The organism is Bradyrhizobium sp. OK095 (assembly GCF_900109945.1).
GTDB lineage: Bacteria > Pseudomonadota > Alphaproteobacteria > Rhizobiales > Xanthobacteraceae > Bradyrhizobium.
The window spans coordinates 359,327-376,529 of record NZ_FOBX01000003.1; the positions used below are offsets into that span (position 1 = coordinate 359,327).

The window sequence follows — 17,203 nt, forward strand, 5'->3', positions numbered from 1 at the left end:
AGATTCTCCATGACGGGATCAAGGCCTGGGGTTACGGTGAGAGTGCACTAATTAGTTCAGTGCACCGTCACCCGTACCCCGATGTTCGCATACGACGCCGCTCGTAAAACAACACCCTTGACTTAGAGTGCGCTCAAACGCGTAGCTTCCTTCGCGTCGTGACGAAGCAGGTGCTCATGAAGATCGGTGAACTGGCGAAGCGTACGGGATTGTCGGCTCATACCATCCGTTACTACGAGCGGATCGGGCTGCTTCCCTATGCCGACCGGGACCGATCCAGCCAACGTGACTATGACGCATCCATCCTGACCTGGATCGAATTTCTCGGCCACCTGAAGACGACCGGGATGCCGATCCGGGACATGCTGCGCTATGCGGCTTCGCGGGAACGCGGCGTCAAGACGAAAACCAAGCGCCGTGATATGCTGCAACAGCAACGTGAGCGGGGCGTGCCCATGTGGACGAACTCCAGGACCGCCTGCTCGTCGTCTAAACCAAGATCGCCGGATGAGTTGGCGAGGACCAGAGAATGAAGGATGATTACGCAACGCCACCAGAGGGCGTGAGCCGGGTGCTGGACCATGTGACCAGCAAGCCGCCGGGAACGATCGAGTGGGAGTAGGGATCTTGTGCAATGGTTCCTGATTATCGATCGCCGGGGATAATTGTTCTGGCTGGCCTCGGAGTTTGGCTGGCGTCGGAACAATCTGCCGCGCAACACGGCATGCAGTATCCGGTCGCCGAACAGAAGCAGGAGGGAGTCGCGATGCAGATCAAGCCCAACAAGACCATTCTGCAAGGCAAGGTCAGTCGGGTGGAGCGTTCAGCTGATGGCTGGGGCGCCGATGTGGACATTGCGGTCGAGAACAGCACTGCCGCCGAGGGCTATTTAGACTTCGTTCAAGCGAAGCCGGGCTCCACCGTGACAGTTTTCGCAGCGGAGCCGGGCGCCGTGGAAGTCGGAAAGGACTATACGCTCACCACCAAAGTGCTTGGCGGGCCCAAAGGCGAGCGGGTGGTCATCGAAAGCGTGGACGTACCGAAACGCTAGCGTGCGCCGAGATGATCCGCACAGCGTCTTCCTTCGCGTCAGACCTTGACGCTGAATTGGATGACGCCGGCGGTTTCCTTGATTTTCGATAGCGCGACACCGCTGCTCGTACCGTCATTTTTTCGCGTGTGCGGATGCGCGGCGCCCTTGTCGTCCACCTTCGTCACGCCTGCAGATCCCGGGAACGTGTCGCCGGCATCACCGGAATTCTTGTTGAATTCGAGATCGCGCTTTCCATCGGCCTGCACCAGCGCAACCTTGTAGGCGAGGGGATTGGTGTTGTCGGATTGGGTCTCGTCGATATGCCACACCGCGAGCCCGTGGCCAGGCAGCTTGGCATCACGTCCCTTTTTCTGCCGGTTCTCGATCAGGAAATATTCCTTCGACGGCTTTCCCTTGGTCCAGAGTCGATAGCACGCGGTTTTGTCGCTCTCGAGGGCTCCAAGCGTGAGGTTGCCGGCCGTGGTGACATTGGTCGGCTTGATCCAGCCAAGGGTCGAGAGGCACCATGCGGACATCCGGGCTGGTTGATTTCCGCCGCCATTCCATGATCCTCCGGACATCAGGCACCAGTCGCCGATCCCGCCGCTGCGATAACTCGTGTCATAGAGATCGGGCAACCCGAGGAAATGTCCGAATTCATGCGAGAATACGCCAAGTTTCCCATCTTCCGGAGCCGTGAAATAGGCGTACGCCTTGACGCCGTTGTTGGTAAAAGCCGACGGAAGCGTCCATTTATGCGACCAGATCATGTGCTTGCGTTTGGCGGGGTCTGGCTCTGCTTCTGCGCCACCGCCGGCGTGGACCAGGAACAAGCCGTCAATGAATCCGTCGCCATTGAGATCAAACGGCGCCAACGACTTGGTCAGGCAATATTGCTTCAGAATCTCCTCCAGCAAGCCGGGGGTGTTCTTCGGGAAATTGTTGCCCGTCCCGCTTTGACCATCAGCGTAATAGCCGTACGGATGGGCGGCGCGGATCCAATCCGTCACCTGGCCTTTCACCGTCAGATTGCCGAACGACATCTCCTTGTAGAAAGTGGTCATCGAATTCGGATTGGCCGGGTCAAAAAGCAGGTTCTGGTAATGGGAGGGCTTCTCCTTCCCGACGTTGTCGGAAAAGTCGACGAGCAGGACGAGGCAGTTGAGCGTGAGCTTTCCGCTCGGAGGCGCTAGCGAAACGCGGGCGGCCGGCCGCCGTCCGCCATCCCTGGCGATCAGCATTGCTCCATCGCCCCCCGTCGGCGGGTAGATGACTCCGTCGTTGAAGCCGGTTCGGCCGACAGCGGGAATGCTGAGCATCCCGGCCAGGGTTGCAATCCGAGCATCAGCCGTGGAAAGAATCGAATTGTCAGAAATCTGTTTTCGAATGTTTTTGAGCACATCGGGGTGAGCGATGCAGGCGGTGGGGCCGGTGCCAAAGGTCTCACCGGGGCAAGCGCATGTACGCAATTTCATGACGCACTCCTTGTTGAAAGGGATTTGACAATAATCGAGCACGATAACAGCAAACCGACCCAACGTAAAGTTGTGCATGGCGGGACCGACCTTTCTCCTAAGTTCGTGCAGGATCATGCTTGCACTGAAGTTCTCCAAGTCGCCATGTATCTGCGCTTACTGTCTTCAGGACGGGCACTCGACTGGCGATCACCCGGCGCGAATACTTGGATTGAGGGTTGCCGTGCACAAACCAGTTTGGTGCACCGTCACCCTAACCCCGACGTTCGACTGCGACGCAGCTCGTCAAAACCCCACTTGACTTAGAGTGCGCTCAAACGCGTAGCTTCCTCCGCGTCGTGACGAAGCAGGTGCTCATGAAGATCGGTGAACTGGCTAAGCGTACGGGATTGTCGGCTCATACCATCCGTTACTACGAGCGGATCGGGCTGCTTCCCTATGCCGACCGGGACCGATCGAGCCAACGTGACTATGACGCATCCATCCTGACCTGGATCGAATTTCTCGGCCACCTGAAGACGACCGGGATGCCGATCCGGGACATGCTGCGCTATGCGGCTTTGCGGGAACGCGGCGTCGGCACGGAAGCCGAACGCTGTGACATGCTGAAACAGCAACGTGAGCGGGTTCGTGCCCATGTGGCCGAACTCCAGGATTGCCTGCTCGTCCTCGATACCAAGATCGCCGGATATGCCGGCGAGGAACAGAGGATGAAGGATGATGACGCAACACCACCACAACGGCGGCGAAAGCCGCCTGGAACGCGGGCGGCGAGCGCTCGCTGAAATCGACGGCGAAGCCGGGGCGAATGTGATCGCAGCACTTGCCGACATTGCCCCCGACTTCGCGACCTATGTGTTCGAGTTTCCCTTCGGTGACATTTACAGCCGTCCCGGTCTCGATCTCAGGGCGAGGGAAATCGCAACCATTGCGGCGCTGGCAGCTCTCGGCAACGCCGCGCCTCAGCTCAAGGTCCATATCGAAGCCGGATTGAACGTTGGCCTTTCACGCGACGAGATCGTGGAGATCATGATGCAGATGGCCGTCTATGCCGGTTTTCCGGCAGCATTGAACGGCCTGTTCGCGGCGAAGGAAGTTTTTTCGCATCGCTCCGATTGAGATGTGCGGAATGAACTCGCCGATGGTTCCGCCTCCCGGCGCGGGATTTCTCGCGCCGGATGCGGCGGGCCTGCCCTCAGAACGGAGCGTCGATGTCGACGACGTCGATGAGCTTGTGGTTGACGAATTCCTTGATGCCGAGGCCGAGCAGTTCGCGGCCGTAGCCGGACCGGCGGACGCCGCCGAAGGGCAGATCCGCCTTGACCATGGTCGGATGGTTGACGAACACCATGCCGGTGGAAATTTTTCGCGCGACCTCCGCGCCGCGCTTGGTATCCGAGGTGAACACGGAGCCGCCCAGACCGAACGGTGAATCGTTGGCGATGCGGACCGCGTCGTCCTCGTCGCTGGCACGGAACAGCATGGACACCGGGCCGAAGAACTCCCAGTAGCGGGCCGGGTTGTCCTCGGCGATCTCGGTCAGGATCGTCGGCTGTACGAAGGCGCCGCGGTTCGGAACCGTGGGGCCGACCTCGGTCGCCTTGGCGCCATGGGCGACCGCCTGCCGGATCTTGTCCTTGATCTCGTCGGCGGCGCCCTGCGACGACAGCGGCGCCAGGGTGGTGTCGGGCTCGAACGGGTCGCCCGCCCGCAAGCCGGCGACACCGGCGGTGTAGTTCTCGAGGAAACGATCGTAGACCTCGTCGACGATGATCATGCGCTTGGAGGACACGCAGACCTGCCCACCGTTCCAATGCCGGCCGAACACCGCCCACTTCACCGTCTTCTCCATGTCGGCGTCCGCCAGCACCACGAAGGCGTCGGCTCCGCCGAGCTCCATCGTGGATTTCTTGAGCGCCTTGCCCGCCTGGGCCGCGATGATCGCACCGGCACTTTCCGAGCCGGTGAGCGCGACGCCATGCACGCGCGGATCGTTGAGGATGTATTCGACCTGCGATCGCGTCGCGTACAGGTTCTGGAATGCGCCGTCCGGCAGGCCGGCCTCGCGCATCAGCTTCTCGAACGCGGCCGCACATTGCGGCACGTTGGAGGCGTGCTTGAGCAGCATCGTGTTGCCCGCGGAAAGCTGCGGCGCGATGATGCGGGCGATCTGGTAATAGGGGAAGTTCCACGGCTCGATGGCAAGCAGCACGCCGAGCGGCTCGTGAACGAGCACCGCATCGCCTTCCGCCGGATCGGCCACGGACAATTTTTCCGGTGCGAGCAGCGTCTCGGCCTTCTCGGCGTAATATTCGAGGATCTTCGCCGACAGTTCGACTTCCGCTTTCGCCTCGGCAATCAGCTTGCCCATTTCGAGCGTGAGCAGCCTGGCATAGGCCTCGCTATCCCTGCGCAGGATATCGGCGGCCTTCTGCATGATCCCGGCGCGTGCGGCGAAGGAGGTATTCTTCCAGGACAGAAACGCAGCATGGGCGTTCGCGACGGCGCGCGCGACTTCGGCATCCGTTGCTTCGGGGAATGTATTCAGAACTTCGCCGGTATAGGGGTTCGTGGTTGCGTAGGCCATGATGCGTTCCTTCGATCGCTAATCCAGGGGGGCGAGATTTCGGCATCTCGAAACGTCGGGACCTGCAAAGGATGGCATCCGACCACGCCGCAGATGTTGGACTGGATCAATCCAACGTCTATCCGTTTCCGAGTTCATACGATCACCAGTCTCGGTGACCAGCCTTGAGCGAGATCAAGGTCACGAGCACGTGCTCGCACGCCGTGTTGCGGTTGCCGGAGCTTACCTTCATGAGGTGAGCGGTTTCATTGCCGTCCTCCGACCGCCGTCCTGATCTTCGCGCAGCACCTCGGCGCAATCGCGAGATGTGCGCCGTGTGGGCCCATGATACGACATCGGCATCGTTCTCTCCGGAGCCCGTCTTCATGTCCGCCGCGCCCATCCCCACCCAACCGCCCGCGAGCCCCGCCGCCACCGACCCCGAAACCCTCGGCTGGATGCGCGGCTTCCCACCGTCCCCCGACCGCACCATCACCTTCCAGGACGGCTCGTTCCGCAGCTTTCCTGAACTCCGCTGGGCGTGGAGCAACATCCGCCAGCTGGTGCCGACGGTGAATGTCTGGCGCGGGGCGGGGCCTGCGTCTGTGCTGCCGCGCCAGGACCACGACATCGGCGCAGTCGCCTCGACCACGATGGACGGGCGCCCCATGACGTTCGCAAAAATGCTGGAGGAGGCCTACACCGACGGCATCGCCGTGCTGCATCGGGGCAGACTGATCTATGAGCGCTATTTTGGTGCGTTGAAGCCGCACAAGCCGCATATCGCGATGTCGGTGACGAAGTCGTTCACCGGCACGCTTGCCGGGATCTTGATCGCGGAAGGCAAGATCGATCCGCATGCGCCAATCACGGACTATTTGCCGGAGCTAAAGGCGAGCGCGTTCGGCGATGCGCGTGTGCATGAGGCCATGGATATGACCACGGGGCTCGAATACACCGAAGTTTATACCGACAAGAATTCCGCGGTGTGGGGCTTGCGGCGGGCGAACGGCATGGCGCCGATCCCGCCGGACTATGACGGCGCGACCCATATTTTCGATTTCCTCGTCGAGCAGAAGAAGCAGGGCGAGCATGGCAAGGCGTTTGCCTACAAGACGGTCAATTCCGACGTGCTGGCCTGGATCATCCGGCGCGCGAGCGGCATGACGTTGTCCGATCTTCTCTCCGAGCAGATCTGGCAGCCGATGGGGGCGGAGGAGGACGCGCATTATCACGTCGATCGGATCGGCACCGAGAGCGGCGGTGGTGGCCTCTCCACCACGTTGCGCGATCTCGCCCGGTTCGGCGAGACCATCCGCAATCACGGCCGCTTTAACGGCCGCCAGATCGTGCCGTCGTCCGTCGTCGAAGACATTTCGCGCGGTGGCGACCCCGAAAAGTTCAAGCCGGCCGGCTACACCACGCTGCCCGGCGCGTCCTACCGCAATCAATGGTGGGTCACGCACAACGAACACGGCGCGTACATGGCGCGCGGTGTCCACGGCCAGGGCATCTACGTCGATCCCAAGGCCGAGATGGTGATCGCGCGCTACGCATCGCATCCCGTCGCGGGGAACGCGGCGAACGATCCCGTGACGCTGCCGGCCTATATGGCGCTGGCGAAGGCGTTGATGGCGGGCGGTTAGTCTCCCACGAACAGCCCACGCCAAACCGCAAGATCGGTCGAGCGCATCACGCCCGTCACCGCCTAACTGGAGCCGCCACGGAGGAGGGACGATGACGGCGGCACTGCAAAACTATCAGGCCCGGATGCGGCGGGTGCTGGATCATATCGACCGGCATCTCGACGATGATCTCGACCTGGACGCGGTCAGCGCAGTTGCGGCCTTCTCGAAGTTTCATTTCCACCGGCAGTTCACGGCGACCTTCGGGTTGTCGGTGCATCGCTATGTTCAGCTGGCCCGTATGAAGCGCGCTTCCTACCGGCTGGCCTACAGTGACGCCCATAACGTCACTGACATCGCGATGGATGCCGGTTACGACGCACCGGATGCCTTTGCCCGCGCCTTTCGGCAGAGGTTCGGGCAATCGCCGTCGTCGTTCCAAAAGTCTCCCGACTGGGAGCCGTGGCTTGCGGCCTTCGGACCTCTCGACAACGCGCGGAGCAAGCTCATGAAGATTTTCACCACTGACGACGTGACCATTCGCGATGTGCCCGCCACGAAGGTGGCGATCATGGAGCATCGCGGCGACCCTGCGACACTCGGTGACACCATCCGGCGATTCATCGCCTGGCGCAGGTCCGCCGGCCTTCACCCCAAAACAAGCCCGACCTTCAATGTCTGGCATTCCGAACGGCGTCCCGTGCCGCCTGCCGATTATCGCATGGACCTTTGTGTCGGGACCGACCACCCGATTGCGGCGAACGGCGAAGACATCACGGCCGGCGAGATTCCCGGCGGACGCTGTGCGGTGCTGCGCGTCGTCGGCTACACCGACAATCTCGAGCCAGCCGCGCTCTATCTTTATCGCGACTGGCTTCCGGCCAGCGGTGAGGAAGCTCGCGACTTCCCGATCTATTGCCAGCGGCTGAGCTTCTTCCCGGAGGTACCGGAGCACGAGGCGGTGGCGGACGTCTTTCTGCCGCTGAAATAGGTTGATGCGTGGCTCAATCCCGCGCCGTCCCGCGCATGCCGGTAAAGAACTCCACCAGGCTGAACGGCGCGCGCTCGCCAAGACAAAGCTCGAGGACCTGGTGCGCGCCGGCTGCTGCTGATTGGCTGCGGAGAAACATCGCGCCTTCGTAAATCCCAAGCGCGGCTTCGACGTCGTCGGGACGCGCGGCGATGGCCTGGCCGAGCTCGGCGCCGTCGAGCATTGCGAGATTGGCGCCTTCGCCGGCGGGCGGCATCAGATGCGCGGCATCGCCGAGCAGTGTCACCCCGGGCACACGGTCCCAGCGATGGTCGTTCGGCAACGCGTGGATCATGCGCAGCACCGGTGCCGTGTCGGCGGCGGTGATCAGCGCGGTGAGGGCGGGCGCCCAGCCGTCGAATTCGGCGGCGATGCGCGCGCCAGCAGCGGGGCCGTCGCTGAAGTCGATGCCGGCAATCCATGCGGCGGGCCTGTTCAGCGCGATGTAGGCGTGCAGCGTGCTCCCGGGCTCGCGATGCGCAAAGATGCCTTTGCCGGGTGCGATCGCGAACAGTCCGCCGCCGCCGACCGCTTCGGCCGTAGCCTCGTGTCGCATGTCGGCGTCGTGGAGATACATCTCGATGAACGAGGTGCCGACATATTTTGGCTCAGCACTCGACAGCAGCGGCCGGACCTTCGACCATGCGCCATCCGCGCCTACGAGCAGGTTTGTGCTCGCGCCAGAGCCGTCGTCGAATGTCAGCTCATGCCGCCCTTCGCCGCGGGCGACAACGTCGGTCAGCTTCTTGCCCCATCGGATCGTCCCGGCGGGCAGGGAGTCCAGCAGGATGCGCCGCAGCGCGCCGCGGTGCACCTCGGGCCGCCCGCCCGTGCCGTCATCGGGTTCGTCGAGCAGCAGCTGGGCATGCCGGTCGAGCACGCGCGAGGCCTGGCCGCCCTCGTGGATGAGGCTGCGGAATTCGTCGAACAGACCGGCTGTCTTGATTGCCAGCTGTCCGCTGTCGTCGTGGATGTCGAGCATTCCGCCCTGCGTCCGCGCCATCGCGGAGGCCTCCGCCTCGTAGACTTCTGCGGCAATGCCATGAAGGTGCAGCACGCGGGCAAGCGTGAGGCCTCCGAGGCCTGCACCGATAATCGTGACCGGTGGTGTCATCGGAATGCCTTTCATAAGTCCGTTGGAACGTTGTTCCATAGTATTGGAACGATGTTCCATTTATGTCAAGATGCATCCATGCCGACCAAAACCCGAAAGAAGACCCAGCGGATCGAACGGCGCACCGACGCGCTCTCCCGGGAGCGGATCATCGCGGCCGCAATCGAGATCCTCGACGCCGGCGGCGAGGGCGCTTTGACCGTCCGTGCGCTCGCGGCGCATCTGGCGACGGGAAGCGGGGCGATCTACTGGCACGTCGCCGACAAGAACGAACTGCTCGCTGCGGCCGCCGACGACGTCATCGCCCGTGTCGTGAGCGAGGTGGCCGGTGGCGCCGAGCCCCGCGAGGCGATCCGCGCGGTCGCCATCGGCGTGTTCGACGCCATCGATGTTCATCCGTGGGTCGGCGCGCAGCTTTTTCGCGAGCCGTGGCGGCCCGCGACACTGGAGATCGTCGAGAGCGTCGGCGGCCGGCTCCAGGCGCTCGGCGTGCCCAAGGCCGCGCTATTCGACTCCGCGTCCGCGCTCGTGCACTACATCCTCGGCGTCGCCGGACAGAACGCCGCCAACGCTCGCATCCATACCGCCGGCATGGATCGATCGGCCTTCCTTGCGTCCGTCGCCGCACAATGGGAAGCGCTCGATCCCGCAAAATATCCGTTCGTGCGGCAGATGGCGGCGCAGCTGCGCGGCCACGACGACCGCGAGCAGTTCCTCGCCGGTATCGATCTGATCCTGGCTGGCATCGGAACGGTTCGATAGCGCATGATCAAATGGAGCGCGCTAGCTGCCTGCGCCATCGAGGCTACGCAGTCCCTGTCTCAATTGTTTTGCTGCGAAATCCAGGAACACGCGCGTCTTTGAAGGAAGCGTGTCGCGTCCGGCGTGGATGAGGTGAACCGGAAACGGTTCGACCTCGAAGTCAGCCAGGACGATCCGCAAGCGTTCCTCGCGCACGGCGTCGGCGCATTGATAGTGCAGCACGCGGGTGGCGCCGACGCCTTGGGCCGCAGCCCAGACGGCGGCCTCGGCGGTCGAAACCGACAGCCGAGGCGCGATGGAGATATCGGTGATCCGCTTTGTGTCCTTGGTCCGGAACGGCCAGGCCGGTGCCGGTGATAGAAAATCGAAATTGACGCAAGGAAGCCTGGCCAGGTCCGCAGGCGATTTCGGCATGCCATAGCCGGCAATCAGTTTCGGACTGGCGCAGACAACGGTCCGCATCGTGCCGATACGCATGGCGACCTTGCTGCTGTCGGGCAGGTGACCGATGCGGACGGCCATGTCGACGCGATCGTCGATCAGATGGAGATTCAGGTCGGACAGCACCAGCCGCACGTTGATCTCCGGAAAGGCCGTGAGGAAATCGGTGACGACGGGAAGGATGTGCATGCGGCCGAAGAGGACGGGAGCGGTCAGGATCAGTTCGCCGCGAGGCGCATGAAACTCACCGGCGGCGACCCGCTCGGTCTCGTCGATCTCTTCGAGAATGCGCCGGGCGGCGGCCACGTAGGTTGCGCCGGTATCGGTCAGCGTCACCTTACGGGTCGTGCGCACCAGCAGCTTGGTCCCGAGGTGTGTCTCGAGTTCGTTCACCTTCCGGCTGACGGTTGCCAGGGGCATGCCCAGCTCGCGGCTGGCGGCGGAGAAACTCCCCTTGGTCACCACCCGCAACAGGACCGTCATAGCTTCGAAGCGATCCATGACTATTCCATTTCATGAGAACTGCCCTCTCAGTCTTAGATGATTATCCCAGCAAGTGGAATGGACTACCTCTCACAACAGGCGAGCCGCTTCCCGGTTCAGCCCGCTGCAAAAGGAAAAAGCCATGTCCCGTCTCGCCATTCCCGCCCGCGACGATGTCCCCGAAGCTTCGAAGCCGATCCTGGACGCCGTGCACAAGCAACTCGGTGTCGTGCCCAACATGTTTCGCCTGATCGCATCGAGCCCGGCCACGCTCCAGGGGTTTGCTGCCAACAACGGCGCGCTCACCAAGACACTCGACGTCAAGACGCGTGAGCGGATTGCGCTGGCCGTCGCTCAGGTGAATGCTTGCGACTACTGCTTGTCGGCGCACAGCTATCTCGGTCTCAACCTCGCGAAGATCAGCCCGGAGGAGGTCGCGCTCAACCGCAAGGGAGAGTCCGGTGATGCGAAAGCGGATGCGGCGGTACGGTTCGCGGCCAAGATCGTGCGCGAGCGCGGGCATGTCGGCAATGCCGATATCAAGGCGGTGCGTGACGCAGGCTTCGGCGACGGCCAGATCGTCGAGATCGTTGCCGTCGTGGCCGAGAATATCTTCACGAACCTGCTCAATGTGGTTGCGGAAACCGACATCGATTTTCCGGTCGTCCGCGCGACTGAGGCGGCCTGATGCCAAGCGCGCCGAGGCGTGCGCGCGCCTCGGCCGTGTTTCTCGTCGGCTTCTTTCTCAGCCGTTTGCAGCTTCAGTGTGATGTCTGCGTTAGGTATCTTGACGCCAGAGGCGTACCCAATTGAGGCAGTTAGCGATGACCGTCTCCATTGGTTCGTTTGCGTCAACAATCGCGTCGGCGTATTCTGGTAGGACAGTTCGCAGTTGTGCTTCGACGCGGTGATCGGAAGCGCGAGCAAAATCGGTTCGATCTGGCCTAGACTCAACACGCACCAAGCGGGTTGCCTCTTGGGCGCTGAGAAACAACATCCGAGCCTGCATTGGGGCTATCTGAGTTTGAAGATTTTCGAAAATGCTGACGTGCCGGATTCCATCGATGACGAAATCCCGCCCGGGTTGAAATCCTCCGGCAGTAAGTACGTCGCGGCAAAAGGCTGGTGCATTTTCTTCGACACGCCTTTGCCCGAGATCCTGCAATGCCTCGCGAGAGTTCGGATCACCGCCCCCGCGAGCGATCTCGTCACGCAAATAATCGCCGAATCCCCCGCGGCGCCATCCGAGCGTGTTAGCGACGGCGACACTGATCGAAGATTTTCCGCTGCCGATTTGACCGGAAAAACAAAGTAAGATGTTCATGCGAAGTCGAACGCCATCTGACGTGATCGGAGAGATACCCAGCCACGGCGATCTCGCTTTTCGCAGCTTACCGGAGCGACAAATGCTGCTAAATCGAGTTCGATCAGAGTCGCGTAGAGCGCGTCGGTGCGAGCAGCCCAAAATGCGTCGTCGCCTCCGATCCCCCAGCCGAATCGCCCTCGGATGCGGTCAATCGGCTCGCTGACAAGGTCGTAGAACCAAGTACGGCGCGCGAGAGCGATGCCGCATATCGGCCCTGCTACCTGCTTAATGAGGATAATGTCGCCATCGCCGATCTCTCCATACGGAGCACAGCGGTTGCGACTGAATCGCGACTCGATGGTCTTTTCGCCTGACAGCACCTTCGACAAAAACGGCTCGGAAAAAATGGCGAGATGAATGCCAATACGACTCTGAGGTCGCATCGCGTCCGACAAGTAGGTCAGCCAGAACTGATTGCCGTTGACGTGTCGCAGTAACTGGTCGAATTGGACCTCCAATTCATGCTCCGTTCCAGCGCCGTCCCATCGTCGCCGTGTTCTTCCCGTGCCTCGAGGGCAGCCAAGCCGCGCAGCTCTTCTGCGACTCGCAGCACCGCGTCACGTTCGCGCATACTGCCCCAGAGAGTAGGTTGCAGGCTAGAGCCACTAGCCATACTGGCGCACGAAACCGCTGCTTCAAGCAGAAGCTGTGGATTGTCAGTGCAAAAGATGCGATTCCCAGACGTCCAAGCCTGGACTTTTCTCCGTCGCCGGTCACGTCGGCTAACAGTCGGTAGTACATCACCATCTACCAACGAGATCAGTCCGATCTCACCAGTATCATGCCGGTTCACGTCTTTCAGGAAAAGTCGCATGCGGCCAATTGAGATCTCTATCCAATCACGACGACGGTTTGTGTCAACAAGAGGGGCTCTTGTTGATTCCCGCGCCTTTCGAAAGACGAAGAGGTCGCCGCGTCTCCATTGCGGTGGCGGATGGATGCCGGATGCTGCGAGTGCGTTACGTTCGAAAAAAGGAGTATCGTAGGTGATCGCCAACTCGTTATGGTCGATGAGGTCGAGGCCGAGTCGTTTCGCAAAACGGACTGCCGCGTCGCGATCGGCTTCTGCAGTTGGACGCGTACAAGATGGGGCGAGGCTGATTAGTATGACGCCGCCTCGCCGGCAGGCGTGCGCCGCAGCGGTCAACATCGGGCGCACGAAGTCGGGATACCAAGGCGGGTCGAGTAGCACAGCATCGGCGCTCTCGAACGGTAGACCAGTGTTACAGTAGGCTATAGAGATTGGCGATCCAGTTGCGCGATTGAGGGAGCGAACGCGGTCAGTAATGCAATTGTTCTCGGCAAGGAAGTGGACGCGGCGGTCAATCGGCAGTGCCAGCGCCTCGATAGCGAGGCCGGGCGTACCAAACAGCAATAGCTCACCATCCGTGCGCGTTAAGTCAGTCGCGCGATTGAGCAGTAAACGCGCTGCATCGGATGTAAAACGCCACTCGTAGTCTAGCGGGTGCGGGAGCGGCAGTAGCGATCGGCCTTCGATCGACGTGGCGTTCTGCGCAGCTTGTCGTCTCACGTTCGCGACAAACGTGGCGGAGATGGCTCTGCGTTTCGCGAGCCGATCTAGAGATGCGAGAATCTCGGTTGGGTAGATTGACGGCAATTGATGAAGAAGGGCAGCGAAGCTTCTCGCTCTGCCGGACGCAGCGGCATACGTGAGTGCGTCAATCTTTGCGGCAAAATCAACCTCGGCGATTGAGCGGCGCGCTACGACCACGTGTCCCTCCGGTCGAGGGGCACATCGTATATAGGGCGCGCGCGTAGTTCTGGACTAAAGCGACGAACGATCTCGTCGGTCCAAGCGGCAATAGCTTCCTCCTGAACAGCGAGGCTGCGTTCTCGTTCGATATCGCGGGTCAGTCGTTGTTCGACCGGAGTAAACACCTGGATGCGTAGCGGCACCATACGCAACGGGAAGTTGGGTTCGATCGCCTGCAGGCGGTCCAAGAGATCAGCGACACCTTGAGTGACGCCATCCGTATTAGGTGAAGTCAGCGTCACATAACCGTAGAGATCGAGGCCAAGCTTGAGTAGCTGATGCAGAACCTCGAACTGACGATCGTATCCGCGCGGGGCAGCGCGAGTGTTGAATGTAAATGAGCTCGCATCGAAGCCTTTGATGCAGCAGACTCGGCCATAGTTTCGATAGCTACGCAGGAGATTCAGGTCTTCGCGCGAAACCGCGTCGAATAGATATGTGGTGCTGAGATTGTCATCGGTCCACAGATAGGTGGTCTCATGGAGGCCCGCGTTCATCAATGCGCGCATCATCCAAGGGGTCCATTCCGGCACTAGGTCGGGTGACCCACCTGACAGATCAATGATCCGTGGCGCGTCGGGAATTTGCTGATACAGGCCGACGAGGTCTGCAGCTGTGAACCACTCGGAGCGGTTGACGTCGGCCTTTAGTAATTCCTCAGGCACAAAGCAGTACCAGCAGCGCCAGGCGCAAGCAGCGTTCTGGAAAACAAGGGCCGTCATCAATTCGGGGACAGCGGCTAGGCCGAGGGCGCGGCAGGCAGGCGCTATTGGGAGAGGATTCTGAGGCCAGCCGTCGGCGGTTGCCAAACGAAAATGACGGACGCGGCCATAACCGTTACAATTAGCTGGAAGTGTTAGGTCGATCTCCTGACCTGATCCTGTGAGGCGGGAGATCAGAATGCGGCCGCTCTCGATATCAATCGCCCGGGCGCGTAGCCGCGCCGCGAAACGTTCCGTATCGATGAGCTTTGCCGGACCAGTCACGGGCTTAAGGCCTCTGGTTCAGGTGGCAGGCCCTGGCGTCGAGACACTTTAGTCGGCTGATCCGCGAGATTGGGTAGCTTCAAGTCAAGAAAAAGGTCTACGAGCGTGGCGCAATAGTCAAACTCTTCGGTCGTTAGGCGGCGCCCCTTCGGAATATCGTGCCAATATTCAAGGCAGGTCCGACAGCAAGTGGCGGTCGCATGCTGCGCATAATAGATCGCGTTGCCCTGAAGAGGCGTTTGCCGGCCGTCGCGCGGCGGTTCGGCGACGGCAAGATATTTGTTCAGGCGATCACGGACGGACTCTTTCAGGGCAACGCGCCCCTTTCGTTGCGCGTGTCGCACCGCGTGCTCGTCAACAGGGCGGTGAAAGAAATGGTGTCGGATCATCTCGCGCTGTAGTGCTCCGAACGTGTGTGCCGCGTCGCCCCTGTCGCGTCGATGTAGGCGTTTCCAATCGACCAAATCGGCTGAACACGCGCGACACTTGCCGCGCTGTTCGGGCGTCATTTTTTTCAGTTGCTTGAAGCAATGCAGATCATTGTCGCAATCGGTCGACGTGCATTTGATCTCAAGCGGCGGCGGCTTTTGAAAATTGTCCATGGCAGACCTCAATGAAGTGCCCGATCAAGTAACTGCCGATCGAGTTCGTTGTCGATGTCGTAGGGGAAGCGCTCGATGAAGACGTCGCGTGCAATCATCCAGGGATCACCATCGTCCGTCTGCAAATTCGCTGCGGCTCCCCACCAGTTTACGCCCTGCCAAGAGAGACGGAATGCAAGATAATTGGCGAGTGCACCTACACCGACAGCGTATTTGGCTGCGATACTTGGTACGATGCTCTTTAGCCGCTCCACCGAATTCCTGGCCGCTTCTACACAGGCTTGCGTCAACATCTCAGCCTTGCCATCGAGAATGACTTCTCCGGCAAACTGACTCGCGGCGACCTCCTCGTTGGAGTGGCGTCGCTCGATCGAAGTTTCATCCGCCTCAATAACTTCAAGTGTGTCGGCCTTGGGGTCCTGGCCAGCATGGAATAGTTCATGCAGAAGATCGAACAACCACCGAGCCTCATGCCGAGAAGTTTGCTTTAGTACGATCGCGTTCCGTCCCTCATAACGCCAGCATGCCCCATGAAAAGTGCCCCGATCGCGCAGAGGAAGAACAACAACGCCTAAATCCCATGCGGCGTGAAGCGCGCTTTTCAAGTCTACGGCCTTGTAGCTCCTTCGAATAAAACGATGCATTACGGCAGCGTCGGTTGGAATCTCAGCTCTTGGTAGTGATCGTGCGCCCTTAAGCGCTACGACGGCGAGATAGTTAGCGTAAGCTGCATAGAGGCTTGTCGTAGTTTGAGCGCGATTGGCCGGCATTTTGAACCGAGCCTCGGCGGCGGCAAAGCGAGGCGCTACGAGAGCTTGAGCACCAAAGACGTTATCGCGCGTCCAGCCGAACACTCGCTCTAGGACCGCACCGACCTTTGCGGTTAGAGCGTAGTCATCATCATCGATACCGACTTCGCCGCTCGCGCGTGCGGCGTCTGCAGACGGTAGTAGGCGCGACACTAGGAAATCGCGGTCAAGGCCAACTTGACGCAACTTGCTGACAAGTCCTCCGAAGCTATCCGGCGCCACCGGCAATAGAATGTCGTTTTTGATACGAACGCCGAGTGCCGCAGCGATCTCGCGAAGGCGTTGATAACTTGCTGACGCATAGCGTTCAGCTTCATACCGCTGAATTTGCTGCTCTTTGAGATTGAGCCGTTCAGCAAGGACTTTTTGACTAAGGCCGCCAGCGATCCGTGCCTTGATGAATCCGTCCGCCAGTTCATCGAACGAACTGATGGATATCACCGAAATGTCTGCAGACTTGAGGCGGTCGTATTCGGCGAGTTCGGCCTGCAGATCGGCAAGCTGGCTCTCCATCGCTTCTCGTTCAGCTTGCACCAGGCGCTGATGCACGTCGTCGCGTGTGGTACCCGTGGCGAGACTACTTATAGCCTCGCGAAAACGATCGGCTTCGCTTCGAGTAATTTTGTACTGCCGTTCATTTGTGATCATGGCAGACTCCCGAGACCGATATTCACGACGCCCTTTGGTATCCCGTTACGATCCTTCATAAAGAAATCGCGGTAGAGCACGCCGGGGGCGGCCGCAGCGCTCGCCGGAAAGAGCTCTCCTAGGTATTTTGTTTTCATAGCCGCCCGACCATTCGAAAAATCGAGCAACACGGGGTCGATGAGGCCGGGATCGACCCCTTGAGTGTCCCACGCTCCGTCATAGTCCTCCGGTAGGTGCTTTAGGCTAACGAAGCTTCCATCGAGAAGTACCGATCGGCAGCCTGCACCGGCAAGGTTTTGGAGGGCTGCGAGGAGGCCGCCGACCAGCAGAACCCGATGCCCATTTCCGCTAAACCGGGACGCGACTTCGCTCCAGGGCGCGTCGTGGACCCCGGGTGGAAGGTAGCCAGTCGACGAATCAGCTTCAGGGAGCATGATCACAACAATATTGTTGTGTTGAATGTTCGTCAAGTGTTCTTCTCCGGCTAAG

At 60.7% G+C, this 17,203-nt stretch carries 18 protein-coding genes and 1 pseudogene; 9 read left to right on the top strand and 10 right to left on the bottom strand.

What is annotated here, in order from left to right; all coding sequences use genetic code 11:
• Positions 1-176 precede the first annotated feature (176 nt).
• Positions 177-508, top strand: a pseudogene (locus BMW89_RS10590) (MerR family transcriptional regulator); the annotation flags it as partial.
• A gap of 126 nt (positions 509-634) precedes the next feature.
• Positions 635-1,051 (top strand): hypothetical protein, encoded by a 417-nt coding sequence (locus BMW89_RS10595; RefSeq protein WP_143062739.1) that lies wholly within the window; start codon positions 635-637, stop codon positions 1,049-1,051.
• Positions 1,052-1,089: 38 nt separating this feature from the next.
• Here BMW89_RS10595 and BMW89_RS10600 read toward each other — a convergent pair whose 3' ends face one another.
• Positions 1,090-2,508: a M6 family metalloprotease domain-containing protein gene (locus tag BMW89_RS10600; protein ID WP_177195958.1), complete on the bottom strand. Its 1,419-nt coding sequence runs from the start codon at positions 2,506-2,508 to the stop codon at positions 1,090-1,092.
• 356 nt (positions 2,509-2,864) lie between these two features.
• Here BMW89_RS10600 and BMW89_RS10605 point away from each other — a divergent pair, with 356 nt between their 5' ends.
• The gene (locus tag BMW89_RS10605) at positions 2,865-3,293 is read left to right on the top strand and encodes a MerR family transcriptional regulator (protein ID WP_092026289.1); all 429 of its coding nucleotides are present in this window, start codon (positions 2,865-2,867) and stop codon (positions 3,291-3,293) included.
• Positions 3,229-3,627, top strand: coding sequence for a carboxymuconolactone decarboxylase family protein (locus BMW89_RS10610; RefSeq protein ID WP_177195991.1), 399 nt, complete (start codon positions 3,229-3,231; stop codon positions 3,625-3,627). The genes BMW89_RS10605 and BMW89_RS10610 overlap by 65 nt, the downstream gene beginning before the upstream one ends.
• A 76-nt stretch (positions 3,628-3,703) precedes the next feature.
• On the opposite strand, the gene BMW89_RS10615 is transcribed toward BMW89_RS10610, so the two are convergent.
• Positions 3,704-5,095 carry an NAD-dependent succinate-semialdehyde dehydrogenase gene (locus tag BMW89_RS10615; RefSeq protein WP_092025523.1) on the bottom strand — a complete coding sequence of 464 codons (1,392 nt, stop codon included), beginning with the start codon at positions 5,093-5,095 and terminating at the stop codon, positions 3,704-3,706.
• A gap of 365 nt (positions 5,096-5,460) precedes the next feature.
• On the opposite strand from BMW89_RS10615, the gene BMW89_RS10620 reads away from it, so the two are divergent.
• Both BMW89_RS10620 and BMW89_RS10625 read left to right on the top strand, forming a co-directional pair.
• Positions 5,461-6,720 (top strand): serine hydrolase domain-containing protein, encoded by a 1,260-nt coding sequence (locus tag BMW89_RS10620; protein ID WP_092025526.1) that lies wholly within the window; start codon positions 5,461-5,463, stop codon positions 6,718-6,720.
• Positions 6,721-6,811: 91 nt separating this feature from the next.
• Entirely contained in the window at positions 6,812-7,690 is an 879-nt protein-coding gene (locus BMW89_RS10625; protein WP_092025529.1) for an AraC family transcriptional regulator, read from the top strand.
• Between the two features lie 13 nt (positions 7,691-7,703).
• Here the strand turns inward: BMW89_RS10625 and BMW89_RS10630 are convergent, their stop codons facing one another.
• Positions 7,704-8,843, bottom strand: a complete 1,140-nt coding sequence (locus BMW89_RS10630; protein ID WP_092026292.1) for an FAD-dependent oxidoreductase — start codon at positions 8,841-8,843, stop codon at positions 7,704-7,706.
• Between the two features lie 78 nt (positions 8,844-8,921).
• Here BMW89_RS10630 and BMW89_RS10635 point away from each other — a divergent pair, with 78 nt between their 5' ends.
• Positions 8,922-9,605, top strand: a complete 684-nt coding sequence (locus tag BMW89_RS10635; RefSeq protein ID WP_092025532.1) for a TetR/AcrR family transcriptional regulator — start codon at positions 8,922-8,924, stop codon at positions 9,603-9,605.
• A gap of 21 nt (positions 9,606-9,626) precedes the next feature.
• Here BMW89_RS10635 and BMW89_RS10640 read toward each other — a convergent pair whose 3' ends face one another.
• Entirely contained in the window at positions 9,627-10,547 is a 921-nt protein-coding gene (locus BMW89_RS10640; protein WP_092025534.1) for a LysR family transcriptional regulator, read from the bottom strand.
• A 124-nt stretch (positions 10,548-10,671) separates the two neighbouring features.
• Between BMW89_RS10640 and BMW89_RS10645 the strand changes: the two genes are divergently transcribed.
• Together BMW89_RS10645 and BMW89_RS10650 are read left to right on the top strand one after the other, a co-directional pair.
• The gene (locus BMW89_RS10645; RefSeq protein WP_092025537.1) at positions 10,672-11,217 is read left to right on the top strand and encodes a carboxymuconolactone decarboxylase family protein; all 546 of its coding nucleotides are present in this window, start codon (positions 10,672-10,674) and stop codon (positions 11,215-11,217) included.
• Between the two features lie 288 nt (positions 11,218-11,505).
• Complete coding sequence (locus BMW89_RS10650) at positions 11,506-11,844, top strand: hypothetical protein (protein WP_143062740.1); 339 nt, start codon at positions 11,506-11,508, stop codon at positions 11,842-11,844.
• A 5-nt stretch (positions 11,845-11,849) separates the two neighbouring features.
• Here the strand turns inward: BMW89_RS10650 and BMW89_RS10655 are convergent, their stop codons facing one another.
• Genes BMW89_RS10655 through BMW89_RS10675 form a run of 6 tightly spaced genes read right to left on the bottom strand, consistent with a single transcriptional unit; the run spans position 11,850 to position 17,184 of the window.
• On the bottom strand, positions 11,850-12,353 hold the full coding sequence (locus BMW89_RS10655) for an ASCH domain-containing protein (protein WP_092025543.1): 504 nt from the start codon (positions 12,351-12,353) through the stop codon (positions 11,850-11,852).
• A complete protein-coding gene (locus BMW89_RS37280) occupies positions 12,296-13,627 on the bottom strand; it encodes a hypothetical protein (protein ID WP_143062741.1) in 1,332 nt (443 codons plus the stop codon). The genes BMW89_RS10655 and BMW89_RS37280 overlap by 58 nt, the downstream gene beginning before the upstream one ends.
• On the bottom strand, positions 13,618-14,655 hold the full coding sequence (locus BMW89_RS10660; RefSeq protein WP_143062742.1) for a radical SAM family protein: 1,038 nt from the start codon (positions 14,653-14,655) through the stop codon (positions 13,618-13,620). Before BMW89_RS10660 ends, BMW89_RS37280 begins: the two co-directional genes overlap by 10 nt.
• Positions 14,652-15,257, bottom strand: a complete 606-nt coding sequence (locus BMW89_RS10665) for a DUF4186 family protein (RefSeq protein ID WP_092025549.1) — start codon at positions 15,255-15,257, stop codon at positions 14,652-14,654. The genes BMW89_RS10660 and BMW89_RS10665 overlap by 4 nt, the downstream gene beginning before the upstream one ends.
• Positions 15,258-15,265: 8 nt before the next feature.
• A complete protein-coding gene (locus BMW89_RS10670; RefSeq protein WP_244547569.1) occupies positions 15,266-16,714 on the bottom strand; it encodes a helix-turn-helix domain-containing protein in 1,449 nt (482 codons plus the stop codon).
• Positions 16,711-17,184, bottom strand: coding sequence for a DUF6932 family protein (locus tag BMW89_RS10675; RefSeq protein WP_143062743.1), 474 nt, complete (start codon positions 17,182-17,184; stop codon positions 16,711-16,713). The genes BMW89_RS10670 and BMW89_RS10675 overlap by 4 nt, the downstream gene beginning before the upstream one ends.
• Between the last annotated feature and the right edge of the window lie 19 nt (positions 17,185-17,203).

Coding starts and splice junctions, on each gene's coding strand:
- BMW89_RS10600 (WP_177195958.1), bottom strand. CDS start 2,508: ATGAAATTGCGTACATGCGCTTGCCCCGGTGAGACCTTTGGCACCGGC.
- BMW89_RS10625 (WP_092025529.1), top strand. CDS start 6,812: ATGACGGCGGCACTGCAAAACTATCAGGCCCGGATGCGGCGGGTGCTG.
- BMW89_RS10640 (WP_092025534.1), bottom strand. CDS start 10,547: ATGGATCGCTTCGAAGCTATGACGGTCCTGTTGCGGGTGGTGACCAAG.
- BMW89_RS10610 (WP_177195991.1), top strand. CDS start 3,229: ATGACGCAACACCACCACAACGGCGGCGAAAGCCGCCTGGAACGCGGG.
- BMW89_RS10615 (WP_092025523.1), bottom strand. CDS start 5,095: ATGGCCTACGCAACCACGAACCCCTATACCGGCGAAGTTCTGAATACA.
- BMW89_RS10635 (WP_092025532.1), top strand. CDS start 8,922: ATGCCGACCAAAACCCGAAAGAAGACCCAGCGGATCGAACGGCGCACC.
- BMW89_RS10645 (WP_092025537.1), top strand. CDS start 10,672: ATGTCCCGTCTCGCCATTCCCGCCCGCGACGATGTCCCCGAAGCTTCG.
- BMW89_RS10670 (WP_244547569.1), bottom strand. CDS start 16,714: ATGATCACAAATGAACGGCAGTACAAAATTACTCGAAGCGAAGCCGAT.
- BMW89_RS10665 (WP_092025549.1), bottom strand. CDS start 15,257: ATGGACAATTTTCAAAAGCCGCCGCCGCTTGAGATCAAATGCACGTCG.
- BMW89_RS10595 (WP_143062739.1), top strand. CDS start 635: ATGGTTCCTGATTATCGATCGCCGGGGATAATTGTTCTGGCTGGCCTC.
- BMW89_RS10630 (WP_092026292.1), bottom strand. CDS start 8,843: ATGACACCACCGGTCACGATTATCGGTGCAGGCCTCGGAGGCCTCACG.
- BMW89_RS10605 (WP_092026289.1), top strand. CDS start 2,865: ATGAAGATCGGTGAACTGGCTAAGCGTACGGGATTGTCGGCTCATACC.
- BMW89_RS10620 (WP_092025526.1), top strand. CDS start 5,461: ATGTCCGCCGCGCCCATCCCCACCCAACCGCCCGCGAGCCCCGCCGCC.